Source organism: Vibrio sp. R12-SW3-ISO1 (genome assembly GCF_059834005.1).
Genome location: NZ_JCBDGK010000045.1, coordinates 40423 through 62917 on the forward strand (window position 1 = coordinate 40423; position 22495 = coordinate 62917).

Here is a 22495-nt window from a genome sequence, read left to right on the forward strand (position 1 = left end):
TCACACCACGCGATTTTGCTCTCGACCGTCAAGAAATGCGTCGATGTTATCAATAAGAATGTCGGCGAGTTTCTGAATCGCGGAGTCGCTACCCCAAGCAACGTGTGGTGTAAGCAGCAGGTTTGGGAGCGAAATATTCGCCAACAAAGGGTTACTCTCATCGGCTGGCTCACTCGTGAACACATCGACCCCCGCCGCCCCTATCTGACCAGACGTCAACGCCGACACCAATGCCTGTTCATCAACTAATCCCCCTCGCCCAGTATTGATCAATATCGCGCTCGATTTCATCAAGCCCAGCTCTGGCTCACCGATGAGGTGAAAGGTCTCATCACTCAGTGGACAGTGCAAACTCACCACATCCGCTTGAGAAAGCGCCGCCTCAAACGGGACATAGCCCTCACGGCACTGATGTTCCCCCTTACGTTCAGCAAAGATCACGTGCATACCGACCGCACTGGCGAGTTGCGCGGTGGCCCGTCCTAATGCCCCGCCGCCCACAATCGCAAGGGTTGCCCCCGCTACATCCCTTATCGGGTGGGTAAAAAAGCAGAACTGCTTGTTGCGCTGCCACTCCCCTTGGGCAATGTCGTGATGGTAGGCACTGAGGTGACGACTCAAGCTAAAGATCATACCCAGCACGTGCTCAGGTACCGATTGGGTGGCGTAACCTTGAACGTTGGTCACAGCAATGCCCAAGCGGCGACACGCTTCAATATCAAGGTTATTGTATCCTGTCGCCGAGACGGCGATGAGTTTGAGTGATGGAAGCTGCTCAAGCACCGTTTCATCGAGTACCACCTTATTGGTGATCGCGACAGTGGCGCCTTGCAGGCGCTCAACTACTTGTTCTGGTGCGGTGAAGTCATAAGCTTGCCAAACGTGCGGATGGCGAGGGGTTGGCAAGGTGATTTGACTTGGAATGGTGGCTCGGTCAAGAAAAACAAGGTTGGGCAGCATAAGGTCTCCTTCAACTGCCCACTCTGTGTCACCGATTATGGTTTGGGCAGTGTTTTATAATCGGGTAATTTTCGCACAGGATCGAAATAATCAAACAGCATCTCTTGTGCCTCGGGATAGAAGTCACAAGGAACAAAAATACTTTTCAGCCAATGACTGCGTGGATGATAAAAGCTCAACTCTGCCGCGTGAAGGGCTAAGCGATCCGAACAGAGCAGCGCCTCACCGCTGGAGTAGAACTCATCACCGACAATCGGGTGGCCGAGTGCTTGCATATGAACGCGCAGTTGATGAGAGCGCCCCGTCACCGGCAACAAGCGCACGATGGTGGTTTTCTCTTCTCGTTTCGCCACTTGGTATAAGGTTTTTGACGGTTTGCCAGTCTCTACACACACTTTCTGCCGCGGGCGATTTGGCCAGTCACAAATCAGCGGTAGATCAATGACGCCCTCTTGCTCACTCACCTCTCCCCATACTCGTGCATAGTACACTTTGTGTGTGAGACGAAACTGAAACTGCTTCTTTAACGCACTTTCTGCGCATTTGTTTTTTGCTAATACCATTAAGCCGGAAGTGGACATATCTAAGCGATGCACCACTTGAATATCCGGGTGCGTCTCTTGCAGTCGTGACCACATGCTGTCGCGATGAGCAGGATCGCGGCCAGGCACAGACAGCAGCCCTGACGGTTTATTGACCGCAAGGATATGTTCATCTTCAAAAACAACCTCCACCCAGGGTTCCCTTGGTGGGTTGTACTCCAGCATGGCCATAAACACTCTCAACTACAATGAATTCGGGCGAAGTATACCCGAAGCCACTCGCAAGAGCACCAGTCTGGCATTTTTGTCGATTATTCACGCTTGAAAAGAAAGTTTCACTCAAAGTGTAAAAAATCTATGACAGACAAAGCAAATGTGTTATTCCTTAATAACCTTGACAGGTAATAAATACAATAAAACACAACATTTCACCCATAGGCCGTAGTATGGAAAGTATCACTTCAGCGCCCCCGAAGGCGCGTTTCTCGTTAGCCCACCTTATTCGCTCATTAGGCCCAGGCATTATGATGGCCGCCGCTGCTGTCGGTGGCTCTCACTTAGTCGCCTCCACCAAAGCGGGCGCCATTTATGGCTGGCAGCTGGCGGCGCTCATTTTGCTCGTCAACGTATTCAAATACCCGTTTTTTCGCGCCGGTGTGCAATACACTATGGGCACAGGCACCAGTTTAGTCGAAGGCTACTCAAAACTTGGCAAACCATACTTGTGGCTGTTTGTCGGCTTAAGTGCGGTCTCCGCTGTGGTCAACACCGCTGCACTGCTAATGTTTAGCGCTAGCTTGCTCGCCTATTTCGTCCCCTTTGATCTCTCAATGCCTGTGCTCAGCATCCTTGTGCTGACCACCTGTTTAGCGATTTTATTTGCCGGCCACTACAAGGCGTTGGATGCGTTATCGAAAACCATCATGGCGGTTCTAACCATTGCCACACTGCTTGCGGTGTGCATCGCATTGGGTAAACCTGCCGAGCCCGTCGTGGGCTTTGAATCCCCATCGCCTTGGACATTAGCCGCAATCGGATTTCTCGTTGTGACCATGGGTTGGATGCCTGCACCGATTGAAATTTCCAGTATCACCTCAATGTGGCTAAAAAGTCAGTGTAAGCAGCAAACGGTGACGCCGCGCTCTGCGCTGTTTGATTTCAACGTGGGCTACATAGGGACAGCGCTGCTGGCGATTGTTTTTCTTTCCTTGGGCGCTTTGGTGCTGCATGGGACAGGCGTTGAGCTTTCAAGCTCTGGCGTCGGCTTCTCGCATCAGTTGGTAGGGCTCTATGCATCGACCATTGGTGAGTGGTCTCGCTACTTGATTGCTGTGATTGCGTTCTTCTGTATTTTTGGTAGTACGATCACCGTGATTGACGGTTATGCGCGTGTGTTGTCTGAATCTCAACGTTTAGTGCAAAAGCAACCAGAAATGAAAAACGGCGTGACGCTGACTTGGATGGTGATCATCTCTGCAGCAGCCCTTGCCATCATCTTGTTTTGGGCCAAAGCGCTACTGCCAATGCTCAATTTTGCGATGATCCTTGCCTTTATCACGACTCCATTTTTCGGTTTACTCAACTACATTCTAGTGACCAAAACCGATCTGCCTAAGCCGCTCGCAATGACATCCTCGCTAAAGTGGCTCTCTATCGCCGGTCTGATTTATCTGTTCGGCTTTTTGGCGGTCTTTATTTGGTGGAAATGGCTTCTTTAGTCATCGGTTTCGTCATCTTTATTTACGATCAAAAAGGCCCTCAACGTTGAGGGCCTTGTACTAATACGTTACTCGCGTTGCGATCACTTAGTTGTGCGCGACGACAATCATACGCAGTGAGTCGAGCTGGTATTGCGCTTGGCGGATGTAACCGGTCAGCGCGGTAATCTGCTCATCAATCGCTTCAATCTCTTCATCACGAATGTTCGGGTTCACCGCTTTCAGGGCCTGCAAACGCTCAAGCTCGCCATTTAGACTCGATTGCATCTCTTTTTGCGCTTGCTCGCGTACAGCTTCCACTTTTTCGACCACCAGCTTGTCACCTGCGGCAATCAGCTGATGCACCTGCGCCTGTACCGAAGAGACCAGTTTAGCCGCAATATGGCGGCCGACCGGGCTGAGCTGACGGTTGAAACTGTCAAACTCCACTTGCGCCGATAAATCATTGCCTTTGCCATCAAGCATGATGCGAATCGGCGTGGTCGGTAAGAAACGGCTGATGCCAGTACGTTTGGGCGCTTGCGCATCCACTTTGTAGATCAGTTCAAGCAGCAGCGTCCCTACGGGCAGAGCCTTGTTTTTCAGCAGTGACACCGCACTGGTCCCCACGCCCTCACTCATCAGCAGATCAATACCGCCTTGAATCATCGGGTGTTCCCAGCTGATAAAGTGCATGTCCTCACGAGACAGCGCCGTATCACGGTCAAAGGTGATGGTTGCGCCTTCGTATGGCAGGCCAGGGTAACTGGGCACCATCATGTGCTCAGAAGGGGTGACCACAAGCGCATTTTCGCCTTTGTCGTCTTGGTTAAGACCAATGGTATCAAACAGGCTCAAGGCGAACGTGACAAGATTCGTATCGCCATCGGTCGCAGCAATCGTATCAACAATCGCTTGCGCTTTCTCACCGCCGTGCGAGTGCATTTCAAGCAGACGGTCACGCCCTTGCTCCAGCTCCGCTTTGAGCGCTTTGTTCATCGCCGCTGATTGAGCAATCACGTCATCCAACTCACTGGTATCCCCACTAGCCAGCATAGTGATCAGCGCATCCGACACCTTGTCGTACACCATGCGACCCGTTGGGCAAGTTTGGGCAAACGCATTCAAACCTTCATTAAACCAACGCGCCAAAATCGCTTGCGAGGTGCCTTCAAGGTAGGGGACATGAATATCGATATCGCGCTGCTGACCAATACGGTCTAAGCGACCGATGCGTTGCTCAAGTAAGTCTGGGTTGAACGGCAGATCAAACATCACCAGTTGGTTCGCAAACTGGAAGTTGCGCCCTTCAGAGCCAATTTCGCTACAGATGAGAACCTGTGCGCCTCCCTCTTCTTGGGCAAAGTACGCCGCCGCTTTGTCGCGTTCTAAAATCGACATACCTTCATGGAATACCGTGGCACGGATGCCTTCACGCTCGCGCAGCGCTTGTTCCAGTTGCAGCGCTGTACTGGCGCGAGAGGCGATCACCAACACCTTTTCACTGCGTTTTTGCGTGATCTTCTCAAGTAACCAATCAACGCGACTATCAAACTGCCACCAGCTCGATTCGTCACCTTCAAACTCTTGGAACAGCTCTTCAGGATAGAGATTTTTCAGCGCACGCTCTTCTGGGCTCATCTTGCCGCCAATCATGCCAGAGACACGCATCGCCGTGGTGTATTGGCTCGGAATCGGCATCGGCACCAAATGCACATTACGCACTGGGAAGCCTTTGATCGCTGCACGCGTGTTACGAAACAGCACGCGCCCCGTACCATGACGATCCATCAAATTATCAATCAACTCTTGACGTGCGGCGGCAATCGCCTGGTCGTCACTGTTGCTCTCGATAATACGAAACAGTGGCTCAACATCTTGCTCAGATAAGAGCTCGGTGATCTGGTTTTTCGCCTCATCCGCCAAGGATTCGCCAGAGAACAGCGCACTGACCGAATCGGCCACCGGGGCGTATTGCTGCTCTTCTTTGACAAACTCTTCATAGTCAAAGAAGCGATCCGAGTCGAGCAATCTCAAGCGTGCAAAATGGCTTTCACGACCTAGCTGTTCAGGTGTCGCGGTGAGCAGGAGTACACCAGGTGTACGCGCAGCCAAGCCTTCAATCACCTGATATTCACGGCTCGGCTGCTCTGGGCTCCACTCTAAATGGTGCGCTTCATCGACCACTAAGAGATCCCAATCGGCGTCAAGCGCTTGCTCGAAGCGCTTGCGGCTCTTGCGTAGAAAATCGAGTGAGCACAGCACATATTGCTGGGTATCGAATGGATTATCGGCTTCCGCGAACGCTTCAATGCAACGCTCTTCATCAAAGATAGAGAAATGCAAATTGAATCGACGCATCATCTCCACCAACCATTGATGCTGAAGCGTTTCTGGCACCACGATCAAAATGCGTTCCGCACGACCCGCCAGCACTTGCTGATGGATGATCATGCCCGCTTCAATGGTTTTTCCTAAGCCCACCTCATCGGCCAACAACACGCGCGGCGCGTGACGACGCCCCACTTCATGGGCGATGTAAAGCTGATGAGGGATCAAGCCCGCACGCATACCACATAAACCGCGCATTGGGCTCTTGTGCTGCTCATATTGGTTCATCAGTGCACGATAACGGAGCACAAAGTTGTCCATACGATCGATTTGACCAGCAAACAGCTTATCTTGAGGTTTATTAAAACGAATCTGGTTGCTGAGCATGATTTCACGTAGCTCGACGTCTTTCTCGTCGTTGTCTTCACGCGTACCGATGTAGGTCAGCAGCGATTGCTCTTCAACCACTTGCTCAATGCGCAATGACCACCCTTGTTGGCTATCCACAACATCCCCTGGGTTAAACGTCACACGAGTCACCGGCGCATCATTGCGCGCGTACACGCGATTCTCTTCGGATGCGGCAAACATCAATGTGACCGTTCTAGCATCCAGTGCGACTACAGTACCTAAACCTAAATCACTCTCTGTATCGCTGATCCAACGCTGGCCCAAAGCAAATGTCATCTATCGACTACCTCTTTCAATCGGTCTGTTGTGAGTCGGGGTACGGCTTATTGATGATAGTGTAGACAATGATTCTCATCATCCCAACCAACAATCAAGATCTGCCCCCAATGCGCCGCTAGAACAGGACTCAAGCCTTTTCCAGCCACACATAAAAAAGGTCGCTAATGGTACTCGAAGCTGTGATATTGGTCACGCACAAACACCTCAATTCTCAACAAATTTTTTGCCACTCTCTGGCTGACATCAAAGTGTAAAAAAGAAGTGGCATTTCTAAAGTGGAAGAGATGGAAACTGACTTATACTTTAAGGGCAGGCGCATCTCTGACAATGGGTTAGTACCTTGGCAATTTCTTGGCTTTACCCCTAACACGGCACAAGAAATGCAATCCATCGAGAGAGCGGTACAGTGAACCAAACGGTCAGCACGAAAAACGCTGACTCACTACGTTGATGATCCACTCGGGTTTGTAGCGACGCCTTGTTAGGCGGCATGTTGAATGGACAGGGCAACGCCTAAGCCATGTCAGCTTCCTGCTCACTGAAGGTGTCACTGCAAAATGACTGCAAGTTACCTCACACAATGAGGATACACCTGACATGGCGCACACGCCGTGCTGCGTATGACAGGTAAGCAAGCCGCGCTGCGGCAAGGAGACGCTTATGGGTGATACGGAACGGAAACTCTTCGTTTTAGACACCAACATCCTTCTTCATGAACCTCACGCAATCTACTCATTCCAAGAGCACGATGTCGTCATACCGATGACGGTCCTCGAGGAGCTCGATAAAATCAAAGACAGCAAACGCGATGTGGCTCGCGACGCCCGTGTCGCCATTCGCGCGCTCGAAGCACTGTTTAAAGACGCCACGCCCGATGAAATATCAGAAGGGATCCCCATCAACCGCGATAAAGAAAGCACAGGTCACATCGCCATTTTGGCGGATTTCGAACTGCAAGAAACCGTCAAAGCCTTCGCAGACAAAGCCGGTGATAACCGCATTCTCAACGCCGTACTCTACTTACAAAACAAGCGTGCGCCGCGAGAAGTGATCCTCATTACCAAAGACATCAACATGCGTTTACGCGCCAAAGGGGCGGGAGTACGTTTTGTTGAGGACTATCGCACCGACCAACTGATCGATGATGTCCAATACCTCACCAAAGGTTACCAACAGATCGAAGGGGAGTTTTGGAGCAAGGTCGATGAAGTCGACAGCCAAACCATTCACGGCCGCACTTACCACACATTGCCGCGCGAGCCGTTTGAACCCACTTACATTAATCAATATGTCTTGGACGATTCGAGCGACTTTGCCGGTCGAGTCGAGGACATCACCAGCGACAAGATCACCATTAAAGATCTCAGCCGGGAGCGATTAATGCACCGTAAAGCGTGGGACATCACTCCAAAAAACATTTACCAAGGCATGGCCCTTGATGCGCTACTCGATCCCAATATCGATTTGGTCATACTGACGGGTTCTGCGGGCAGCGGGAAAACCTTGTTGGCGCTGGCCTGTGCGCTTGAGCAGACGATCGAAAAAGGCATGTTTGATAAAATCATCGTCACCCGAAACACGCCCGATATTGGTGAGTCAATCGGCTTCTTACCCGGCAGCGAGGAAGAGAAGATGATGCCTTGGCTCGCGGCGGTCACCGATACCTTGGAAGCGCTGCACAAACATGATCACTGTACAGAGGGATCGCTCAAGTACATTTGCGACAAAGCCAACATTCAGTTCAAATCGATCAACTTTATGCGCGGGCGATCCATTCAGAATGCGTTCGTGCTGCTGGACGAGTGCCAAAACCTCACGGCGTCTCAAATCAAAACCATCATCACCCGTTGTGGCGAAGGGACGAAAATTGTCTGCTCCGGTAACTTAGCGCAGATTGACTCCCACTACCTCACGCCGGTGACCTCGGGGCTTACCTACATGGTCGAGCGATTTAAAAACTTTGAAGGCAGCGCCAATATTCACCTCAACGGAGTGGTGCGCAGTCGCTTGGCAGAATTTGCAGAAGAGAACTTGTAACCTCACTAAGCAGTCCTGTCACTCACAACCACATTAAGCATTAATAGTCACAAAAAGCGGGATATTATCTATATTCCGCTTTATTTTTAAAATAATTATTCACAAACAACCATCAGATATGTTTAACTATTGGCAAATAATGAATACCGATTCAAGGACTGGTGTATGGCTTTTAATCTTCGTAATCGTAGCTTTCTCAAGCTGCTTGATTTTACCCCCAAAGAGATCCAATTTTTGCTCGACCTTTCTGCGGATTTAAAGAAAGCGAAATATGCCGGAACGGAGCAAAAGAAGCTCGTGGGTAAAAACATTGCCCTTATCTTTGAAAAGTCATCGACACGAACTCGCTGCGCGTTTGAAGTCGCCGCGTTTGATCAAGGTGCGCAAGTCTCTTACATCGGCCCATCGGGTTCACAGATTGGCCATAAAGAGTCGATGAAAGACACCGCGCGCGTACTGGGTCGCATGTACGATGGCATTGAATATCGCGGTTTTGGTCAAGCGATCGTCGAAGAGCTGGGCCAATACGCAGGCGTACCGGTTTGGAATGGTTTGACCGATGAGTTTCACCCGACGCAAATTTTGGCCGACTTCCTTACCATGCTCGAACATGGACGAGGTAAACAGTTGCACCAAATGCGCTTTGCTTACCTCGGTGATGCACGCAACAACATGGGCAACTCTTTGATGGTTGGCGCTGCCAAAATGGGCATGGACATTCGCCTAGTCGCACCGAAAGATTTTTGGCCCGAGGCTGAGTTGGTGGACACTTGTCAAACCATCGCTGCGCAAACAGGGGCAAGCATCACATTGACCGAAGATGTGGCGCAAGGCGTGGAAGGTTGTGATTTCCTTTACACCGACGTTTGGGTGTCGATGGGTGAAGCGCCTGAAGCGTGGGATGAACGCGTGGCCAAAATGACCCCGTATCAAGTCAATGCGGCAACGCTTGAAAAGACCGGCAACCCGCATGTCAAATTCATGCACTGCCTGCCCGCTTTTCACAACGATGAGACCACCATTGGCAAACAAGTGGCCGAGAAATATGGCATGAACGGCCTCGAAGTGACCGAGGAAGTGTTTGAATCTGAGCACTCGATCGTCTTCGATGAGGCAGAAAACCGAATGCACACCATTAAGGCTGTGATGGTCGCCACATTGGGCAGCTAGGATCGAACACAGATCGACACAAAAAACCGCGATGCAATCGCTTGCTCTGCGCAAAGTTCGGCGTATAATGCTCGGCAATTTGTCTGGAGATAGTGAAATATGTCACGTCGTTGGTGTGTTACAAAGCGTGTTACTGCACATAAGCAAACTGGCTTATTTGATGCGACGTTTCTCTATCTTCATTGATTTGTAAAGCCTCCCGTTATGGGGGGCTTTTTTATGCCTAACACTTATTATTTATACCTAACGCATATTATTCATGCCTAACGCATACAACTGGGAAGATGATTATGACAAACTCGCTTTACAACAAGCACATTATCTCCATTCCTGAGCTTTCACGTGAAGAGCTGGAATTGATTGTCAAAACCGCAGGTCAACTCAAAGCTGAGCCAAACCCAGATTTAATCAAAAATAAAGTGGTCGCGAGCTGCTTCTTTGAACCCTCTACACGTACTCGACTCTCATTTGAGACTGCGATTCAACGTATTGGTGGCGACGTGATTGGCTTTGATAATGGCGGCAACACCTCTCTGGCGAAAAAAGGCGAAACCCTAGCTGACTCCGTACAGGTCATCTCCTCTTATGTGGATGCGTTTGTGATGCGCCATCCTCAAGAGGGCGCGGCGCGTCTAGCGTCAGAGTTTTCTAAAGGTGTACCTGTGATCAATGCAGGCGATGGTGCCAACCAGCACCCGACGCAAACCTTGCTCGATCTCTTCTCGATTGCCGAAACCCAAGGCCGTTTAGACAACCTCAACGTTGCCTTCGTCGGTGATCTTAAATATGGCCGCACGGTACACTCGCTGACTCAAGCGCTGGCGAAATTTGATAACGTTCGCTTCTTCTTTATCGCACCTGAAGCGTTAGCGATGCCTGATTACATCTGCGAAGAGCTCGAAGAAGCCGGTATTCGATTTAGCCTTCATACCGATATGGAAAGTGTCATCCCTGAGCTGGATGTGCTGTACATGACACGCGTGCAAAAAGAGCGCTTTGATGAGTCTGAATACGCCCACATCAAATCGGCCTACATCTTAACGGCCGCCATGCTTGAAGGTGCTCGTGAGAACTTGAAAGTGCTTCACCCACTGCCACGCGTCGACGAGATCACCGTGGATGTCGATAAAACACCCCACGCCTACTACTTCGAGCAAGCTGAAAACGGCGTCTACGCTCGTGAAGCGCTACTCGCCCTTGTCCTTAATCCAGACCTTTAATCGCAGGAGACTCCCATCATGGCAAAAGAAAAACAGTTGCAAGTCGAAGCCATCAAAAACGGCACCGTGATTGACCACATTCCCGCGAAAATGGGCATCAAGGTCCTGAAGTTGTTTTCAATGGATGAGTCAAACCAACGCGTGACCGTTGGGTTGAACCTCCCTTCCTCCGCACTGGGCCATAAAGATCTGCTCAAGATTGAAAACGTCTTTATCAGCGAAGAGCAAGCCAACAAACTAGCGCTGTACGCCCCTCATGCCACCGTCAATCAGATTGAAGATTACCGCGTAGTGAAAAAGCTCGCTCTTGAGCTTCCACGTCAAGTCAACAATGTGTTTGCCTGCCCGAACAGCAACTGCATTACCCACAATGAACCGGTAGAAAGCAGTTTCGCGGTAATTGAGAAAAAAGACGAGTTTCGCCTTAGGTGTAAGTACTGTGAGAAAGTGTTCTCACGCGAAGTGGTCACTGAGCGCTAAGCTCACTCAAAGCTTAGTCATTTCATCCCCGCCGCTGCGGGGATGTTTCTTTACCCTTCATTTTTCTTTACTCTTCATTTTTCTTTACCCATCAAGGGATTCACGGCACACTGCTCTATTAAGCGAACGCCTCACTCGTCGAGCACTCGGCCCTGTAAGCGTTACTATCTCATCAGCTAAACACTCATTCAGGAAGAGAGACATGACCAAAGTACTTCATACAGAATCTGCACCAGCAGCGATTGGCCCATACGTACAAGGCGTTGACCTTGGCAACATGGTTCTGACCTCTGGCCAAATCCCAGTCAATCCTGCAACCGGTGAGGTTGCAGAAGATATTGCCGCTCAAGCACGCCAATCACTAGAAAACGTCAAAGCCGTGGTAGAAGCATCAGGCTTGACGGTTTCAGATATCGTGAAGATGACGGTGTTTGTCAAAGATTTGAACGATTTTGGTACGGTGAACGAAGTGTACGGTCAGTTTTTTGATGAGCACAACGTCGCCAACTACCCTGCACGCTCTTGTGTAGAAGTGGCACGTCTACCCAAAGATGTCGGCATTGAAATCGAAGCGATTGCGGTGCGCAAATAACGGCAATGTTCAGGTTGCCTGAGGGGGCTCTAACCTGAGGGCCCCTAAACAGAAAGCGAGCCTAATCCGGCTCGCTTTTTCGCTTTTACTAGCCGCAGATATTGCTCGGCAAGAAGGGTTGATTAGTAAGATCAAGTAAGGGAGAAGATGAGCCCTTCCCCAAGCGCGTCACTCATTCGCCATACGACTCTCGCACATTGGCAAGCTCACTCACCAGCGCCGCGAACTGAAAGCCTGACTTTGGATCTTGGATTAAGGCGATGTTGGTCTGTCTGTCGACCACCAGAACTTCGCCTCGCCCCTCAGCGCATTCGACCATCATACCTTTTGTAACTTGACACACGTCCATTGGGTGACTCCTCTTTTTTGCCTGTTTACGAGAAGTGCCATCGTCAGGATCACCGTCAGACGCGACAAATAAAAACGGCCTCACAAGGAGGCCGCTCAAATCAGAGTGGTTGGTCGTTATTTCACGAACTCAACACCGGTTTGGATATCACCATTTAGTGTCTCTAACATGCCGTCAAGCGCGTCTTTCTCAAACGCACTGAGCGCACCGTAGCTAAGCACTTCTTCAACACCCTCTTTACCCAGTTTTACTGGTTGAGCAAAGAATGGGGCGTGCTCACCATCACCTTCAACGTACGCGTACTCGATGACTTCTTCACCTTGCAGTGCTTTCACCAACGCAAGGCCGAAACGACACGCAGCTTGGCCCATAGAGAGCGTTGCGCTACCGCCACCCGCTTTCGCTTCAACCACTTCTGTACCTGCGTTTTGAATGCGTTTGGTGAGAGCGGCCACTTCTTCGGCGCTAAATTCCACACCTTCCACTTGAGACAGTAGTGGAAGAATCGTCACGCCAGAGTGTCCACCGATCACCGGTACACGCACTTGACCTGGATCTTTGTCTTTCAATTCAGCCACGAAGGTTTCAGAGCGAATCACGTCCAGTGTCGTTACACCAAACAGACGACGCTTGTCGTACACGCCCGCTTTTTTAAGCACTTCAGCGGCGATAGGCACTGTCGTATTCACTGGGTTAGTGATGATGCCCACTAAGGCTTTCGGGCAGACCACCGCGATCTTTTCTGCCAACGACTTAACGATACCTGCGTTGACGTTAAACAAATCGGCGCGATCCATACCTGGCTTACGAGCCACACCTGCAGAAATAAGAACAACATCGGCACCTTCAAGTGCAGGTGTTGGATCTTCACCGGCGTAACCTTTGATAGACACAGGCGTTGGGATGTGGCTTAGATCCGCAGCTACACCCGGCGTCACTGGCGCAATGTCATACAAAGCCAGATCGCAGCCTGCAGGAAGGCGGTTTTTCAGTAAAAGGGCTAGGGCTTGACCGATGCCACCAGCGGCACCAATAACAGCTACTTTCATTGTAGTTCTCCTTGAGATGGATCTCTTATATGTATCTTGTAGGGTATTCTGTACTCAGGTGTGTCCAAGCTAAACCAATCACATCCTGATTACAATCAATTAACGTCAGCTTTGCGACCTTGCGCAATCCACCATTAACGTGCTACAAATTTCACGCGCATTATCCCCTGTTCTACCTTGTATGACAAAGGGTTAAGCCCTCTTTTGTCCTTGGCGTTTTTCGCCAGTTTACAGTGATACGCTAGACAGAATTTCAGCTTTTCCATAGCTATAACTGCATAGCTATGCGAGAATATTCACTTCCTGTATAGACACTACTGGTGGAAGAAACATGCGCCATTCAGAAAAACAAGATAGCTTAGTGAGAGCGTTCAAAGCCCTATTGAAAGAAGAGCGATTTGGCTCGCAAGGTGACATCGTTGATGCACTGAAAAATGAAGGGTTTGACAACATCAACCAATCAAAAGTCTCACGGATGCTGACTAAGTTTGGCGCAGTGCGTACTCGCAACGCCAAAATGGAGATGGTCTACTGCTTACCTGCCGAACTGGGTGTCCCTACCGTTTCAAGCTCACTGCGTGAGTTAGTGCTCGATATCGATCACAACGAGGCCTTAGTCGTGATTCACACAGGCCCAGGCGCGGCGCAGCTGATTGCCCGTTTATTGGACTCTTTAGGCAAAGCAGAAGGTATTTTGGGCGTTGTCGCCGGTGATGACACCATCTTTATTACCCCAACACTGAGCATCACGACCAAGCAACTGTTCAAATCAGTGTGCGAATTGTTCGAGTACACTGGCTAACGTTTCATATTATTGACGCTTTTGATGATCGCGCTGACGCTCATTCAGCGTGATCTATATCACATCCTGATTAAAATCCAACAACCCCGACAAAGTAACCGTAAGCAATTGATTTACTGAAAAAATAATCACAGAACAATCCCTATACATTCTCCTCACAATCAGCCCAAATCGCTACATTAGTTAACATACGTGTAATTATGTGCCAATTTTTTGGTATTATTCAGCCACTTTTTCAACATACGGATTGAAAAAGATGCCGTTTCCAGTAAGAGGAAACGCCCAAAGCAACTACACTTGCTAAGGGGCTAATAATGAATAAGGAAGGGAAATTCATGGCATTGAACAAACTTATTAAAGTCGGTGCGATTGCAGCTGCTGTAATGGGTGCTGGCGCCGTTAACGCACAAGAGTTCATCACAATTGGTACAGGTTCGGTTACGGGTGTTTACTACCCGACGGGCGGCGCTATTTGTAAACTGGTGAACAAAGGCCGTAAAGAACACAATATTCGTTGTTCTGTAGAATCAACCGGTGGTTCGATCTACAACGTGAACACTATCCGTGCTGGTGAGCTGGATTTTGGTATCGTTCAGTCTGACTGGCAATATCACGGTTACAACGGTACAAGTAAGTTTGCTGAACAAGGCCCGTACAAAGATTTACGCGCTATGTTCTCTCTACACACCGAACCATTCAACATCATCGCACGCAGCGATGCGGGCATCGACAACGTGTCTGACCTAAAAGGTAAGCGCGTCAACATCGGTAACCCGGGTTCTGGCGACCGTGCAACCATGGGTGTGGTCATGGAAGCCATGGGTTGGACCAACGACGACTTCAAATTGGCGTCTGAGCTAAAAGGCTCTGAGCGTTCTCAAGCGCTGTGTGACAACAAAATTGACGCGTTCGTTTACGTTGTGGGTCATCCAAATGGATCGATCAAAGAAGCGACCACATCATGTGATGCGAAGCTAGTGTCTGCAACGGGCGAGAAAATCGATGCCATCGTCGCAAACAACCCTTACTACGCATACAGCACAGTACCTGCCGGCATGTACCGCGGCACTGAAAACGACGTAAACAGCTTTGGTGTAGCAGCGACTATGGTAACCACAGCCAACGTGTCTGACGACGTCGCGTACAACGTAGCGAAAGCGGTATTTGAAGATTTCGATACCTTCAAGCGCCTACACCCTGCGTTTGCAAACCTGAAGAAAGAAGACATGGTGAAAGCTGGTCTTTCTATCCCTCTTCACCCAGGTGCAGAGAAATACTACAAAGAAGTTGGCCTACTGAAATAAGCCACTTTGTACAAACCCGGGACATGGCGCTCGGGTTTGTAGCGCCCGTATAAGGGCCGCTCCCAATGTCTCTTTTAGGGTTTCACATTTTTGAAACCCTTCTTCGTTTTATAGTAATAACCCAACGGTACTGAGAATGCAGACCTCGCCGCGCATGGCACGTCGACGATGCAATCAAGGTCACTCTTCCCCACACAATGCCAATACGCTGGGCGGCGCGTGGGCAGGAATAAAGCAATATGGCTTCTTTTCGCTACACTGAAAGAGGCCAATAAAGATTCTGACTGCGACTGACGTCGTGACCGAATGAATCATTTATAACAAGGATAAAGACCATGTCGAAGACAACCACTCCGTCTCCTGATGTGCAAGAAATGGTTGCCCAAGCCGATACTGGCGCGCGTGCCCCTCGTGGCATCGCCGGACGTATCTTATGGTTTGTGCCGCTTTGTTGGTCACTCTTCCAACTTTGGTATGCCTCACCTTTGCCGTTTATTTTCAATTTTGGCGTACTGAACGACACCGAAGCTCGTTCCATTCACCTCATGTTTGCGGTTTTTCTTGCCTTTACTGCCTATCCGGCCATGAAAAACTCTCCGCGCGATACCATTCCCGTGGTGGACTGGTTATTGGCGCTGGCTGGCAGCTTCTCTGCTGCCTACATCTACTTGTTCTACACCGAGCTCGCGGGTCGCTCTGGCGCGCCGACCACATTAGATATTGTGGTTGCGGTCACTGGGATGATTTTGCTCCTTGAAGCGACACGCCGAGCACTTGGGCCACCATTGATGGCGGTAGCCGCGGTATTTTTACTCTATACCTTCGGCGGCCCTTACATGCCAGACGTCATCGCTCACAAAGGGGCGAGCCTCAATAAAGCCATGTCCCACCTTTGGCTCACCACCGAAGGCGTATTTGGTGTCGCACTGGGCGTCTCGACGTCGTTTGTTTTCCTTTTCGTCCTCTTTGGCGCCATGCTTGAGCGTGCTGGGGCTGGCGCTTACTTTATTAAAGTGGCCTTCTCGCTACTTGGTCACATGCGTGGTGGCCCAGCAAAAGCCGCCGTTGTCGCTTCTGGCCTCTCAGGTCTAGTATCGGGCTCTTCGATTGCCAACGTAGTGACCACGGGGACCTTTACCATCCCACTGATGAAACGTGTTGGCTTTCCTGGCACCAAAGCCGGGGCCGTGGAAGTGGCTGCCTCGACCAATGGTCAGTTGACGCCACCAATTATGGGTGCGGCGGCATTCTTGATGGTGGAATATGTCGGGATCTCTTATGTCGAAGTGATCAAAGCAGCGCTGCTACCGGCGCTGATCTCCTACATTGCGCTGATTTACATCGTTCACTTAGAAGCGTGTAAAGCGGGCATGAAAGGTCTACCTCGTCGTCACAATCCGACCTTAGTTCAAAGCCTGCTGTCGTTTACCGGTACCATTTTGGGTCTGTGTATCATCAGTGCCTTGGTTTACTACGGCGTGGGTTGGACTAAGGATGTCTTTGGTGCTGCGGCGACGCCGATTGTCACTGTCGCCCTACTGGTCGCCTACGTGGCTTTGGTTAAGATCTCCGCCAAGTATGCGCACGAAGGCGCCATCGAGATTGATGCTGAACTGACCGAAGTGCCCGATCCCGGCCCAACGGTGAAATCTGGCCTGCATTACCTGCTACCCATTGTGGTCCTAGTGTGGTGTTTGACGGTGGAGCGCTTCTCTCCAGGTCTGTCCGCGTTCTGGGCGACCGTGTTTATGATCTTTATCTTGATCACCCAACGTCCATTAATGGCGTTGATGGCGAAACAGAGCAATCTGCTTCAGCCGGCAAAAGAAGGCTTCGTCGATTTGGCTGAGAGTCTCGTCTCTGGTGCGCGCAACATGATTGGTATCGGCGTCGCCACGGCGGCAGCGGGTACGGTCGTCGGTGTGGTCACCTTAACCGGTATTGGCCTCGTCATGACAGACTTTGTCGAGTTCATCTCCGGCGGTAACATCATCTTGATGCTACTGTTTACAGCCTTGATCAGTTTGATCTTGGGCATGGGTCTTCCGACGACGGCGAACTACATTGTGGTCTCGACCCTGATGGCACCCGTTATCGTTACCTTGGGCGCGCAGCACGGCTTGATCATCCCACTCATCGCAGTGCACTTGTTTGTGTTCTACTTCGGCATCTTAGCCGACGATACGCCACCGGTTGGTTTGGCGGCGTTCGCAGCGGCAGCCATTGCCAAATCGGATCCTATACGTACCGGTATCCAAGGCTTTACCTACGATATTCGAACCGCGATATTGCCGTTTATGTTCATCTTCAACACGCAACTGCTGTTGATGGGGATTGATACCTGGTGGCATCTCGCCTTAACCATCATCTCCTCCATTATTGCGATGTTGATATTCTCCGCCGCGACACAAGGTTGGTGGTTCACCAAGAACAAATGGTGGGAAACGGTACTGCTACTGGTGCTGACCTTCTCCTTCTTCCGCCCGGGTTTCTGGTGGGATATGTTGTACCCAGCGAAAGTTCTTTCACCGGGTGTTGAGGTGGCTCAAATTACTGAAACACTAAAAGTGGGAGAATCGCTCGAATTACGAGTCTCAGGGGAAACTCTGGAAGGGGATATCGTTGAGAAGACGGTGCGCTTGCCTTTCGAAGATAAAGCGAAATCAGCGGACGATCGCCTTGCTTCTATGGGTCTGATGTTAACCGAAGACGCGGGCAAAATGATTGTTGATATGGTCGAGTTTGGCAGCCCAGCGGAATCGGCGGGTATTGACTTCGATTGGGAGATCCAATGGGTAGTCCAGGATGCTGATCGTCCAATGAAGGAGTGGGTATTTGTCCCTGCCCTGCTCATTTTGATCGTCATGGGTCTCAACCAGAAAAAACGAGCTCGTAAGGAACAGCTTGGCGCCTAATAACACTCATACCAAGCAAAGCCGCGCTCTCTAACGAGCGCGGACTTTAGCGGGTATCAATCAGAGAACTAAACATGTACAAACAAATTCTTGTTCCCGTTGACCTCAATGACAAAGGCTTCTGTGACCGAGCAGTCGAACTGGCAGTCTGGCATGCGAAACACTCGAACGCAGAAATTCACCTGCTGAACGTGCTTCCTGGCATTCACATGTCGATGGTCGCGACTTACTTCCCCAAAGATGCGGCGAAGAAAATGAAGCAAGATGTCGAAACGCAGCTCAAGCAGTTCGCGGCACAACACATTGATGAAGACGTGGTGTACAAAGCCCATGTGGCAGAAGGTAAACCCTACAGCACCATTTTGGACTACGCTGAAAAGCTGGGGGCGGATCTCATCATCATGCCAAGCCACAAGCGTTCAAAAATTGATAAGGTGGTGCTAGGCTCTGTGGCAAGTAAAGTCGTACAGAACTCTCCGATTAACGTTATGGTCGTTAAGCCAAACGCGTAACCGGCGCGCCGCGTTGCGAAACGTCTCCTTTTATCAATAGGGCCCTCAACAGAGCGCCCTTTTTCTTTCCTTTTATTCTTTCTTATTTCCCTGTTCAAATCCCAGCCCTGTATCACCAAGGCTTGTTCAATAGTTTTTACCTATTGAATTTATCGAATCGTCCAATTTTCTTTAATGTAAATAGTTATCAATAATATCTCTATCGACAAAACAGAGCATTGGACTTCACCATGAAAAAGACACTGACATTCGCAGCTTTGCACTTTACCATTGCGTTTAGCGTCGCCTACCTACTGACCGGTGATATTTTGATTGGCAGTCTGATCGCGATGATTGAACCTATGGTTAACACCGTCGCCTTCTACTTCCATGAAAAGGCTTGGCAGACACACCCAGCGCTTCGTAAATTGGCCAAATCGACCGGGATTAAAACCACTAGCTTCGCCAGCGTGCACTTTAGCGTCGCGTTTACGGTCGCGTATTTGATGACGGGTAGCTGGTTGATTGGCGGCATCATGGCGGCCATTGAGCCAAGTATCAACACGGTGGCCTACTACTTCCACGAAAAAGTGTGGCAGCGCCAAGACGCGAATTGGCAATGCCACCACGGTGCACACGCATAACGAACAAGGGCCGCTCAGCGGCCCTTGTTGCTATCGAAACAAATTCGAGTTAAGAAGCCCCTACGCCCCGCGCACTGGAAAATGCGTTACGCACAATGACTCACTTAGCCCCAATTCAAAGTGTTGCTTCTGGCCATCTAGCCCCACTTCCAATGCGTATAGGTGCGCTGGATTGGGATCGTTCACATCATAGTAAACGGGCGCTTCGACTTGAAACAGCGCACTGACCGACTGCGCGCGCACATCCAACGGCAAGTGATAGGTCATGCCATTAAATTTCACCGATGCTGAGACGAGACCCGCGTTGTAGGTGTGATAATGCAGCGAGACCAGCAATTCGCAGCCGCCGCCATGATGCCATATCTGCTCGGTCGCCACGTGTTCTAAACGTACGTGACGAATAAACTGCAAATACGGCGCATGCCAAATGCCCATTCTCGGATCCGATAAACGTTGATTGGCGCTCCCTAGCGGACAAACCTCGCCTTCGGCCTCTTCAATCAACGGCTCATCTTCTTCTAAAAACAGTATCTCAAATCGATTTCGTCCCGCTTGCAAATAGGGACGGATCTCTTTTCGCACCTCACTTTGGCTCCCATCGCAGTCAAACAGCGCGACACCATTGAGTCTGACTTCAGCATGGTAATCGATGCCCGACATCACCAAATCCACCGCAGGGAAGGCTAGCATGGCCTCATCGACCTCAATATCGTGCATCAAATGCCATTCTTGCTCAGCAATCTGTTCCTCGCTCATGTCGTCTGGCAACACGGCGCTGAGTGGATTAGGAAACATAAGATCGTCTTGAGGAATAGAGAGATCCGTGAGAGGAGAAAGTTGCCATAAGCCGGCAAGAGATAACTGCATGGGTACGCCGCTGATTTATTGAGCCAGATCAATGTCAGTGATTATAAAGCGTAAAAACAACAATGCCAGTCTTGAGACTGGCATTGAAAACAGGCTGAGCGCTGTGAACGTGAGACGACTCTCAATTACTCGTCATCATCCTCTTCATCATCTGGGTACAAGGCGTCTTCGCCTTCGTAGTAGGTACCCCATCCATCGTAGATGATGTCGTATTTTTCAGCGAGGTGAACCAACTTCTCTACTTGCGCATCAATGGCTTCTGCGTTTAGTGCTGATTCCATGGTGGCGTCGCAGCACAACAGTTTGTTGCCGTCTTCGTCTTCGGTCTCTTCCGCTTCTAATACTTCAAAGCCCATTTTGAATGCTTCCACTACCGCTTTCTCTAGGGTGTCGAAATCTTCAGCAAACAGGTGGTGTTCAATCTCATATAAAGAATCTGGATCACTGCCGTCTTCGAGTAACGCTTGAATGATGTCGCGAGTCTCTTCTTTTTGAATTTCAATTAACTCTTCAACTGATAGATATTCATCTTCATGAGACATAAAGTGTGCTCCAGATAGTAACAACATTGATCAAAAAATAACGCACCGGACTATGACACGGCTGTGCTAATAATACCACCTAGAATCGACTTTGATCCCGTACTTTCTCTGTTTGCTGCGCTTTCACGCCAGATCATCGAACTTATTAACACTTTTTTATCATTTTGCTGTTTTGGTGTTTTGTGTCGAGGGCGACGATCACGTCAGATCATTCACAATGCGTGTTTATGAGGTGGATCTGAATAGCGCCGAGACAAGTAAAACTAACTCAAACCTCATATTTAGTCATCAAAACTGACTAAATGATGCATATCTATTCGGTATAATCTAACAAACTTCCCGCTGCGCTCTAGCACCGAAAACGCATAGTCAGTCACAATCATGTGAATTTCTCCAAATTCACCCATTAGACATAAAAGCCGAAAAACACGAACACAAAAGACACATATATAGAAAATTATTACATTTTTAGAATTAATGATTACAAAGTGCGCTTGCATCTTGATAACATTCTTGCCATAAATACGCTCTGGAATTCTGTGTAAGGAAGCAAAATGAGTAAGTTGTACGTAGGCTCTGAAGTTGGCCAATTAAGACGAGTCCTGTTAAACCGACCAGAGCGAGCACTGACTCACCTCACGCCATCGAACTGCCATGATCTGCTGTTTGACGATGTCTTGGCGGTTGAAGCCGCAGGCGAGGAGCATGACAAGTTCGCTCAGACACTTCGCGATCAAGGTGTGGAAGTCTTACTCCTGCACGACTTGCTGGTTGAAACGCTCGCCGTCCCGCCAGCCAAAGAGTGGTTACTCAACACACAAATCTCCGACCTACGCTTTGGTCCTATCTTCGCCAGAGATTTGCGCCACTACTTGAACGACATGGACAACGAGCACCTCGCGACCGTATTGCTCGGTGGCTTGGCCTATTCTGAGCTGCCAATTCGTTCGTCTTCTATGATGCCTAGCATGCATCGGCCTTTGGATTTCGTCATTGAGCCCCTGCCGAACCACCTCTTTACGCGTGATACCTCATGCTGGGTATACGGCGGCGTCTCACTCAACCCTATGATGAAGCCAGCCCGTCAGCGTGAAACCAACCACCTGCGTGCCATTTACCGCTGGCATCCGGTGTTTGCGGGGCAGGACTTCATTAAATACTTCGGTGATGAAGATCTTCACTACGACAACGCCAATATTGAAGGCGGCGATGTGTTGGTGATCGGCAAAGGCGCGGTGCTGATTGGTATGTCAGAGCGCACAACACCACAAGGGGTTGAGAACCTAGCGGCGACCTTGTTTAAACATGGCCAAGCCAAAGAAGTGATCGCCATTGATCTTCCCAAACATCGTTCGTGTATGCACCTCGACACCGTCATGACTCATATGGATGTCGATACCTTCTCTGTCTATCCAGAGATCATGCGCAAAGATCTGGAGACGTGGCGTTTAAGTGCCAAAGACGATGGCGAGATGCAGGTCGAGAAAGTACCGAGTTTCGTCCACGCCATTGAACAAGCGTTAGGGCTCGATTATTTGAAAATCATCACCACAGGCGGCGATAGCTATGAAGCTGAGCGTGAGCAGTGGAATGATGCCAACAACGTCTTGACGGTGAAACCAGGCGTGGTGATCGGTTACGAGCGCAACGTCTACACCAATGAGAAGTACGACAAGGCGGGCATTGAAGTGTTAACCATTCCCGGCAATGAACTCGGCCGCGGTCGCGGCGGAGCGCGCTGCATGAGCTGCCCCATCGAGCGTGACGGCATTTAAATCCGCCCCAAACAAAAGTGCCTAGTTTTAGAGGCTCT

At 50.0% G+C, this 22495-nt stretch carries 19 protein-coding genes; 12 read left to right on the top strand and 7 right to left on the bottom strand.

All coding sequences use genetic code 11. The features are described from left to right. Both AC6R0R_RS13775 and rluA read right to left on the bottom strand, forming a co-directional pair. Positions 1-960 carry a D-2-hydroxyacid dehydrogenase gene (locus AC6R0R_RS13775; protein WP_487901758.1) on the bottom strand — a complete coding sequence of 320 codons (960 nt, stop codon included), beginning with the start codon at positions 958-960 and terminating at the stop codon, positions 1-3. 35 nt (positions 961-995) lie between these two features. Then, a complete protein-coding gene (gene rluA / locus AC6R0R_RS13780; RefSeq protein ID WP_500627077.1) occupies positions 996-1733 on the bottom strand; it encodes a bifunctional tRNA pseudouridine(32) synthase/23S rRNA pseudouridine(746) synthase RluA in 738 nt (245 codons plus the stop codon). Positions 1734-1948: 215 nt separating this feature from the next. Here rluA and AC6R0R_RS13785 point away from each other — a divergent pair, with 215 nt between their 5' ends. Further along, entirely contained in the window at positions 1949-3220 is a 1272-nt protein-coding gene (locus AC6R0R_RS13785; RefSeq protein WP_500627078.1) for an NRAMP family divalent metal transporter, read from the top strand. Positions 3221-3307: 87 nt separating this feature from the next. Here the strand turns inward: AC6R0R_RS13785 and rapA are convergent, their stop codons facing one another. Next, positions 3308-6217, bottom strand: a complete 2910-nt coding sequence (rapA, locus tag AC6R0R_RS13790) for an RNA polymerase-associated protein RapA (RefSeq protein ID WP_500627079.1) — start codon at positions 6215-6217, stop codon at positions 3308-3310. Between the two features lie 663 nt (positions 6218-6880). Here rapA and AC6R0R_RS13795 point away from each other — a divergent pair. The 5 genes from AC6R0R_RS13795 (at position 6881) to AC6R0R_RS13815 (ending at position 11719) form a co-directional block, all read left to right on the top strand. Further along, the gene (locus AC6R0R_RS13795) at positions 6881-8257 is read left to right on the top strand and encodes a PhoH family protein (protein WP_500627080.1); all 1377 of its coding nucleotides are present in this window, start codon (positions 6881-6883) and stop codon (positions 8255-8257) included. A 165-nt stretch (positions 8258-8422) separates the two neighbouring features. Next, positions 8423-9427, top strand: a complete 1005-nt coding sequence (locus tag AC6R0R_RS13800) for an ornithine carbamoyltransferase (protein WP_500627081.1) — start codon at positions 8423-8425, stop codon at positions 9425-9427. A 290-nt stretch (positions 9428-9717) separates the two neighbouring features. After that, complete coding sequence (gene pyrB / locus AC6R0R_RS13805) at positions 9718-10647, top strand: aspartate carbamoyltransferase (RefSeq protein ID WP_500627082.1); 930 nt, start codon at positions 9718-9720, stop codon at positions 10645-10647. A gap of 18 nt (positions 10648-10665) precedes the next feature. Further along, a complete protein-coding gene (gene pyrI / locus AC6R0R_RS13810; RefSeq protein WP_500627083.1) occupies positions 10666-11127 on the top strand; it encodes an aspartate carbamoyltransferase regulatory subunit in 462 nt (153 codons plus the stop codon). 202 nt (positions 11128-11329) lie between these two features. After that, positions 11330-11719 carry a RidA family protein gene (locus tag AC6R0R_RS13815; protein ID WP_500627084.1) on the top strand — a complete coding sequence of 130 codons (390 nt, stop codon included), beginning with the start codon at positions 11330-11332 and terminating at the stop codon, positions 11717-11719. 172 nt (positions 11720-11891) lie between these two features. Here AC6R0R_RS13815 and AC6R0R_RS13820 read toward each other — a convergent pair whose 3' ends face one another. Continuing rightward, positions 11892-12068, bottom strand: a complete 177-nt coding sequence (locus AC6R0R_RS13820) for a hypothetical protein (RefSeq protein WP_487901766.1) — start codon at positions 12066-12068, stop codon at positions 11892-11894. A gap of 116 nt (positions 12069-12184) precedes the next feature. Continuing rightward, entirely contained in the window at positions 12185-13117 is a 933-nt protein-coding gene (mdh, locus tag AC6R0R_RS13825) for a malate dehydrogenase (RefSeq protein WP_334555058.1), read from the bottom strand. Between the two features lie 331 nt (positions 13118-13448). Between mdh and argR the strand changes: the two genes are divergently transcribed. The 5 genes from argR (at position 13449) to AC6R0R_RS13850 (ending at position 19273) form a co-directional block, all read left to right on the top strand. Next, positions 13449-13919, top strand: coding sequence for a transcriptional regulator ArgR (gene argR, locus AC6R0R_RS13830; protein WP_334555057.1), 471 nt, complete (start codon positions 13449-13451; stop codon positions 13917-13919). A gap of 335 nt (positions 13920-14254) precedes the next feature. Beyond that, entirely contained in the window at positions 14255-15223 is a 969-nt protein-coding gene (locus AC6R0R_RS13835) for a TAXI family TRAP transporter solute-binding subunit (RefSeq protein WP_334555056.1), read from the top strand. A gap of 335 nt (positions 15224-15558) precedes the next feature. After that, complete coding sequence (locus AC6R0R_RS13840; RefSeq protein ID WP_500627085.1) at positions 15559-18138, top strand: TRAP transporter permease; 2580 nt, start codon at positions 15559-15561, stop codon at positions 18136-18138. Positions 18139-18212: 74 nt separating this feature from the next. Next, the gene (locus AC6R0R_RS13845; RefSeq protein ID WP_334555054.1) at positions 18213-18650 is read left to right on the top strand and encodes a universal stress protein; all 438 of its coding nucleotides are present in this window, start codon (positions 18213-18215) and stop codon (positions 18648-18650) included. A 230-nt stretch (positions 18651-18880) separates the two neighbouring features. After that, positions 18881-19273, top strand: a complete 393-nt coding sequence (locus AC6R0R_RS13850) for a DUF2061 domain-containing protein (protein WP_334555053.1) — start codon at positions 18881-18883, stop codon at positions 19271-19273. A gap of 60 nt (positions 19274-19333) precedes the next feature. On the opposite strand, the gene AC6R0R_RS13855 is transcribed toward AC6R0R_RS13850, so the two are convergent. Further along, positions 19334-20140, bottom strand: a complete 807-nt coding sequence (locus AC6R0R_RS13855; RefSeq protein ID WP_500627086.1) for a glycosyl hydrolase 2 galactose-binding domain-containing protein — start codon at positions 20138-20140, stop codon at positions 19334-19336. A 125-nt stretch (positions 20141-20265) separates the two neighbouring features. Next, positions 20266-20682 carry a ribonuclease E inhibitor RraB gene (rraB, locus tag AC6R0R_RS13860; RefSeq protein WP_334555051.1) on the bottom strand — a complete coding sequence of 139 codons (417 nt, stop codon included), beginning with the start codon at positions 20680-20682 and terminating at the stop codon, positions 20266-20268. 554 nt (positions 20683-21236) lie between these two features. Between rraB and arcA the strand changes: the two genes are divergently transcribed. Beyond that, positions 21237-22457, top strand: coding sequence for an arginine deiminase (gene arcA / locus AC6R0R_RS13865; protein WP_487901770.1), 1221 nt, complete (start codon positions 21237-21239; stop codon positions 22455-22457). Positions 22458-22495: the final 38 nt, after the last annotated feature.

What these genes read in the sequence shown, in the direction of transcription:
- rraB (WP_334555051.1), bottom strand. Translation starts at nt 20,682, where the DNA reads ATGTCTCATGAAGATGAATATCTATCAGTTGAAGAGTTAATTGAAATT.
- pyrB (WP_500627082.1), top strand. Translation starts at nt 9,718, where the DNA reads ATGACAAACTCGCTTTACAACAAGCACATTATCTCCATTCCTGAGCTT.
- AC6R0R_RS13820 (WP_487901766.1), bottom strand. Translation starts at nt 12,068, where the DNA reads ATGGACGTGTGTCAAGTTACAAAAGGTATGATGGTCGAATGCGCTGAG.
- AC6R0R_RS13775 (WP_487901758.1), bottom strand. Translation starts at nt 960, where the DNA reads ATGCTGCCCAACCTTGTTTTTCTTGACCGAGCCACCATTCCAAGTCAA.
- AC6R0R_RS13815 (WP_500627084.1), top strand. Translation starts at nt 11,330, where the DNA reads ATGACCAAAGTACTTCATACAGAATCTGCACCAGCAGCGATTGGCCCA.
- rapA (WP_500627079.1), bottom strand. Translation starts at nt 6,217, where the DNA reads ATGACATTTGCTTTGGGCCAGCGTTGGATCAGCGATACAGAGAGTGAT.
- AC6R0R_RS13850 (WP_334555053.1), top strand. Translation starts at nt 18,881, where the DNA reads ATGAAAAAGACACTGACATTCGCAGCTTTGCACTTTACCATTGCGTTT.
- rluA (WP_500627077.1), bottom strand. Translation starts at nt 1,733, where the DNA reads ATGGCCATGCTGGAGTACAACCCACCAAGGGAACCCTGGGTGGAGGTT.
- mdh (WP_334555058.1), bottom strand. Translation starts at nt 13,117, where the DNA reads ATGAAAGTAGCTGTTATTGGTGCCGCTGGTGGCATCGGTCAAGCCCTA.
- pyrI (WP_500627083.1), top strand. Translation starts at nt 10,666, where the DNA reads ATGGCAAAAGAAAAACAGTTGCAAGTCGAAGCCATCAAAAACGGCACC.
- AC6R0R_RS13840 (WP_500627085.1), top strand. Translation starts at nt 15,559, where the DNA reads ATGTCGAAGACAACCACTCCGTCTCCTGATGTGCAAGAAATGGTTGCC.
- AC6R0R_RS13800 (WP_500627081.1), top strand. Translation starts at nt 8,423, where the DNA reads ATGGCTTTTAATCTTCGTAATCGTAGCTTTCTCAAGCTGCTTGATTTT.
- AC6R0R_RS13855 (WP_500627086.1), bottom strand. Translation starts at nt 20,140, where the DNA reads ATGCAGTTATCTCTTGCCGGCTTATGGCAACTTTCTCCTCTCACGGAT.
- AC6R0R_RS13845 (WP_334555054.1), top strand. Translation starts at nt 18,213, where the DNA reads ATGTACAAACAAATTCTTGTTCCCGTTGACCTCAATGACAAAGGCTTC.
- AC6R0R_RS13785 (WP_500627078.1), top strand. Translation starts at nt 1,949, where the DNA reads ATGGAAAGTATCACTTCAGCGCCCCCGAAGGCGCGTTTCTCGTTAGCC.
- AC6R0R_RS13835 (WP_334555056.1), top strand. Translation starts at nt 14,255, where the DNA reads ATGGCATTGAACAAACTTATTAAAGTCGGTGCGATTGCAGCTGCTGTA.
- AC6R0R_RS13795 (WP_500627080.1), top strand. Translation starts at nt 6,881, where the DNA reads ATGGGTGATACGGAACGGAAACTCTTCGTTTTAGACACCAACATCCTT.
- argR (WP_334555057.1), top strand. Translation starts at nt 13,449, where the DNA reads ATGCGCCATTCAGAAAAACAAGATAGCTTAGTGAGAGCGTTCAAAGCC.
- arcA (WP_487901770.1), top strand. Translation starts at nt 21,237, where the DNA reads ATGAGTAAGTTGTACGTAGGCTCTGAAGTTGGCCAATTAAGACGAGTC.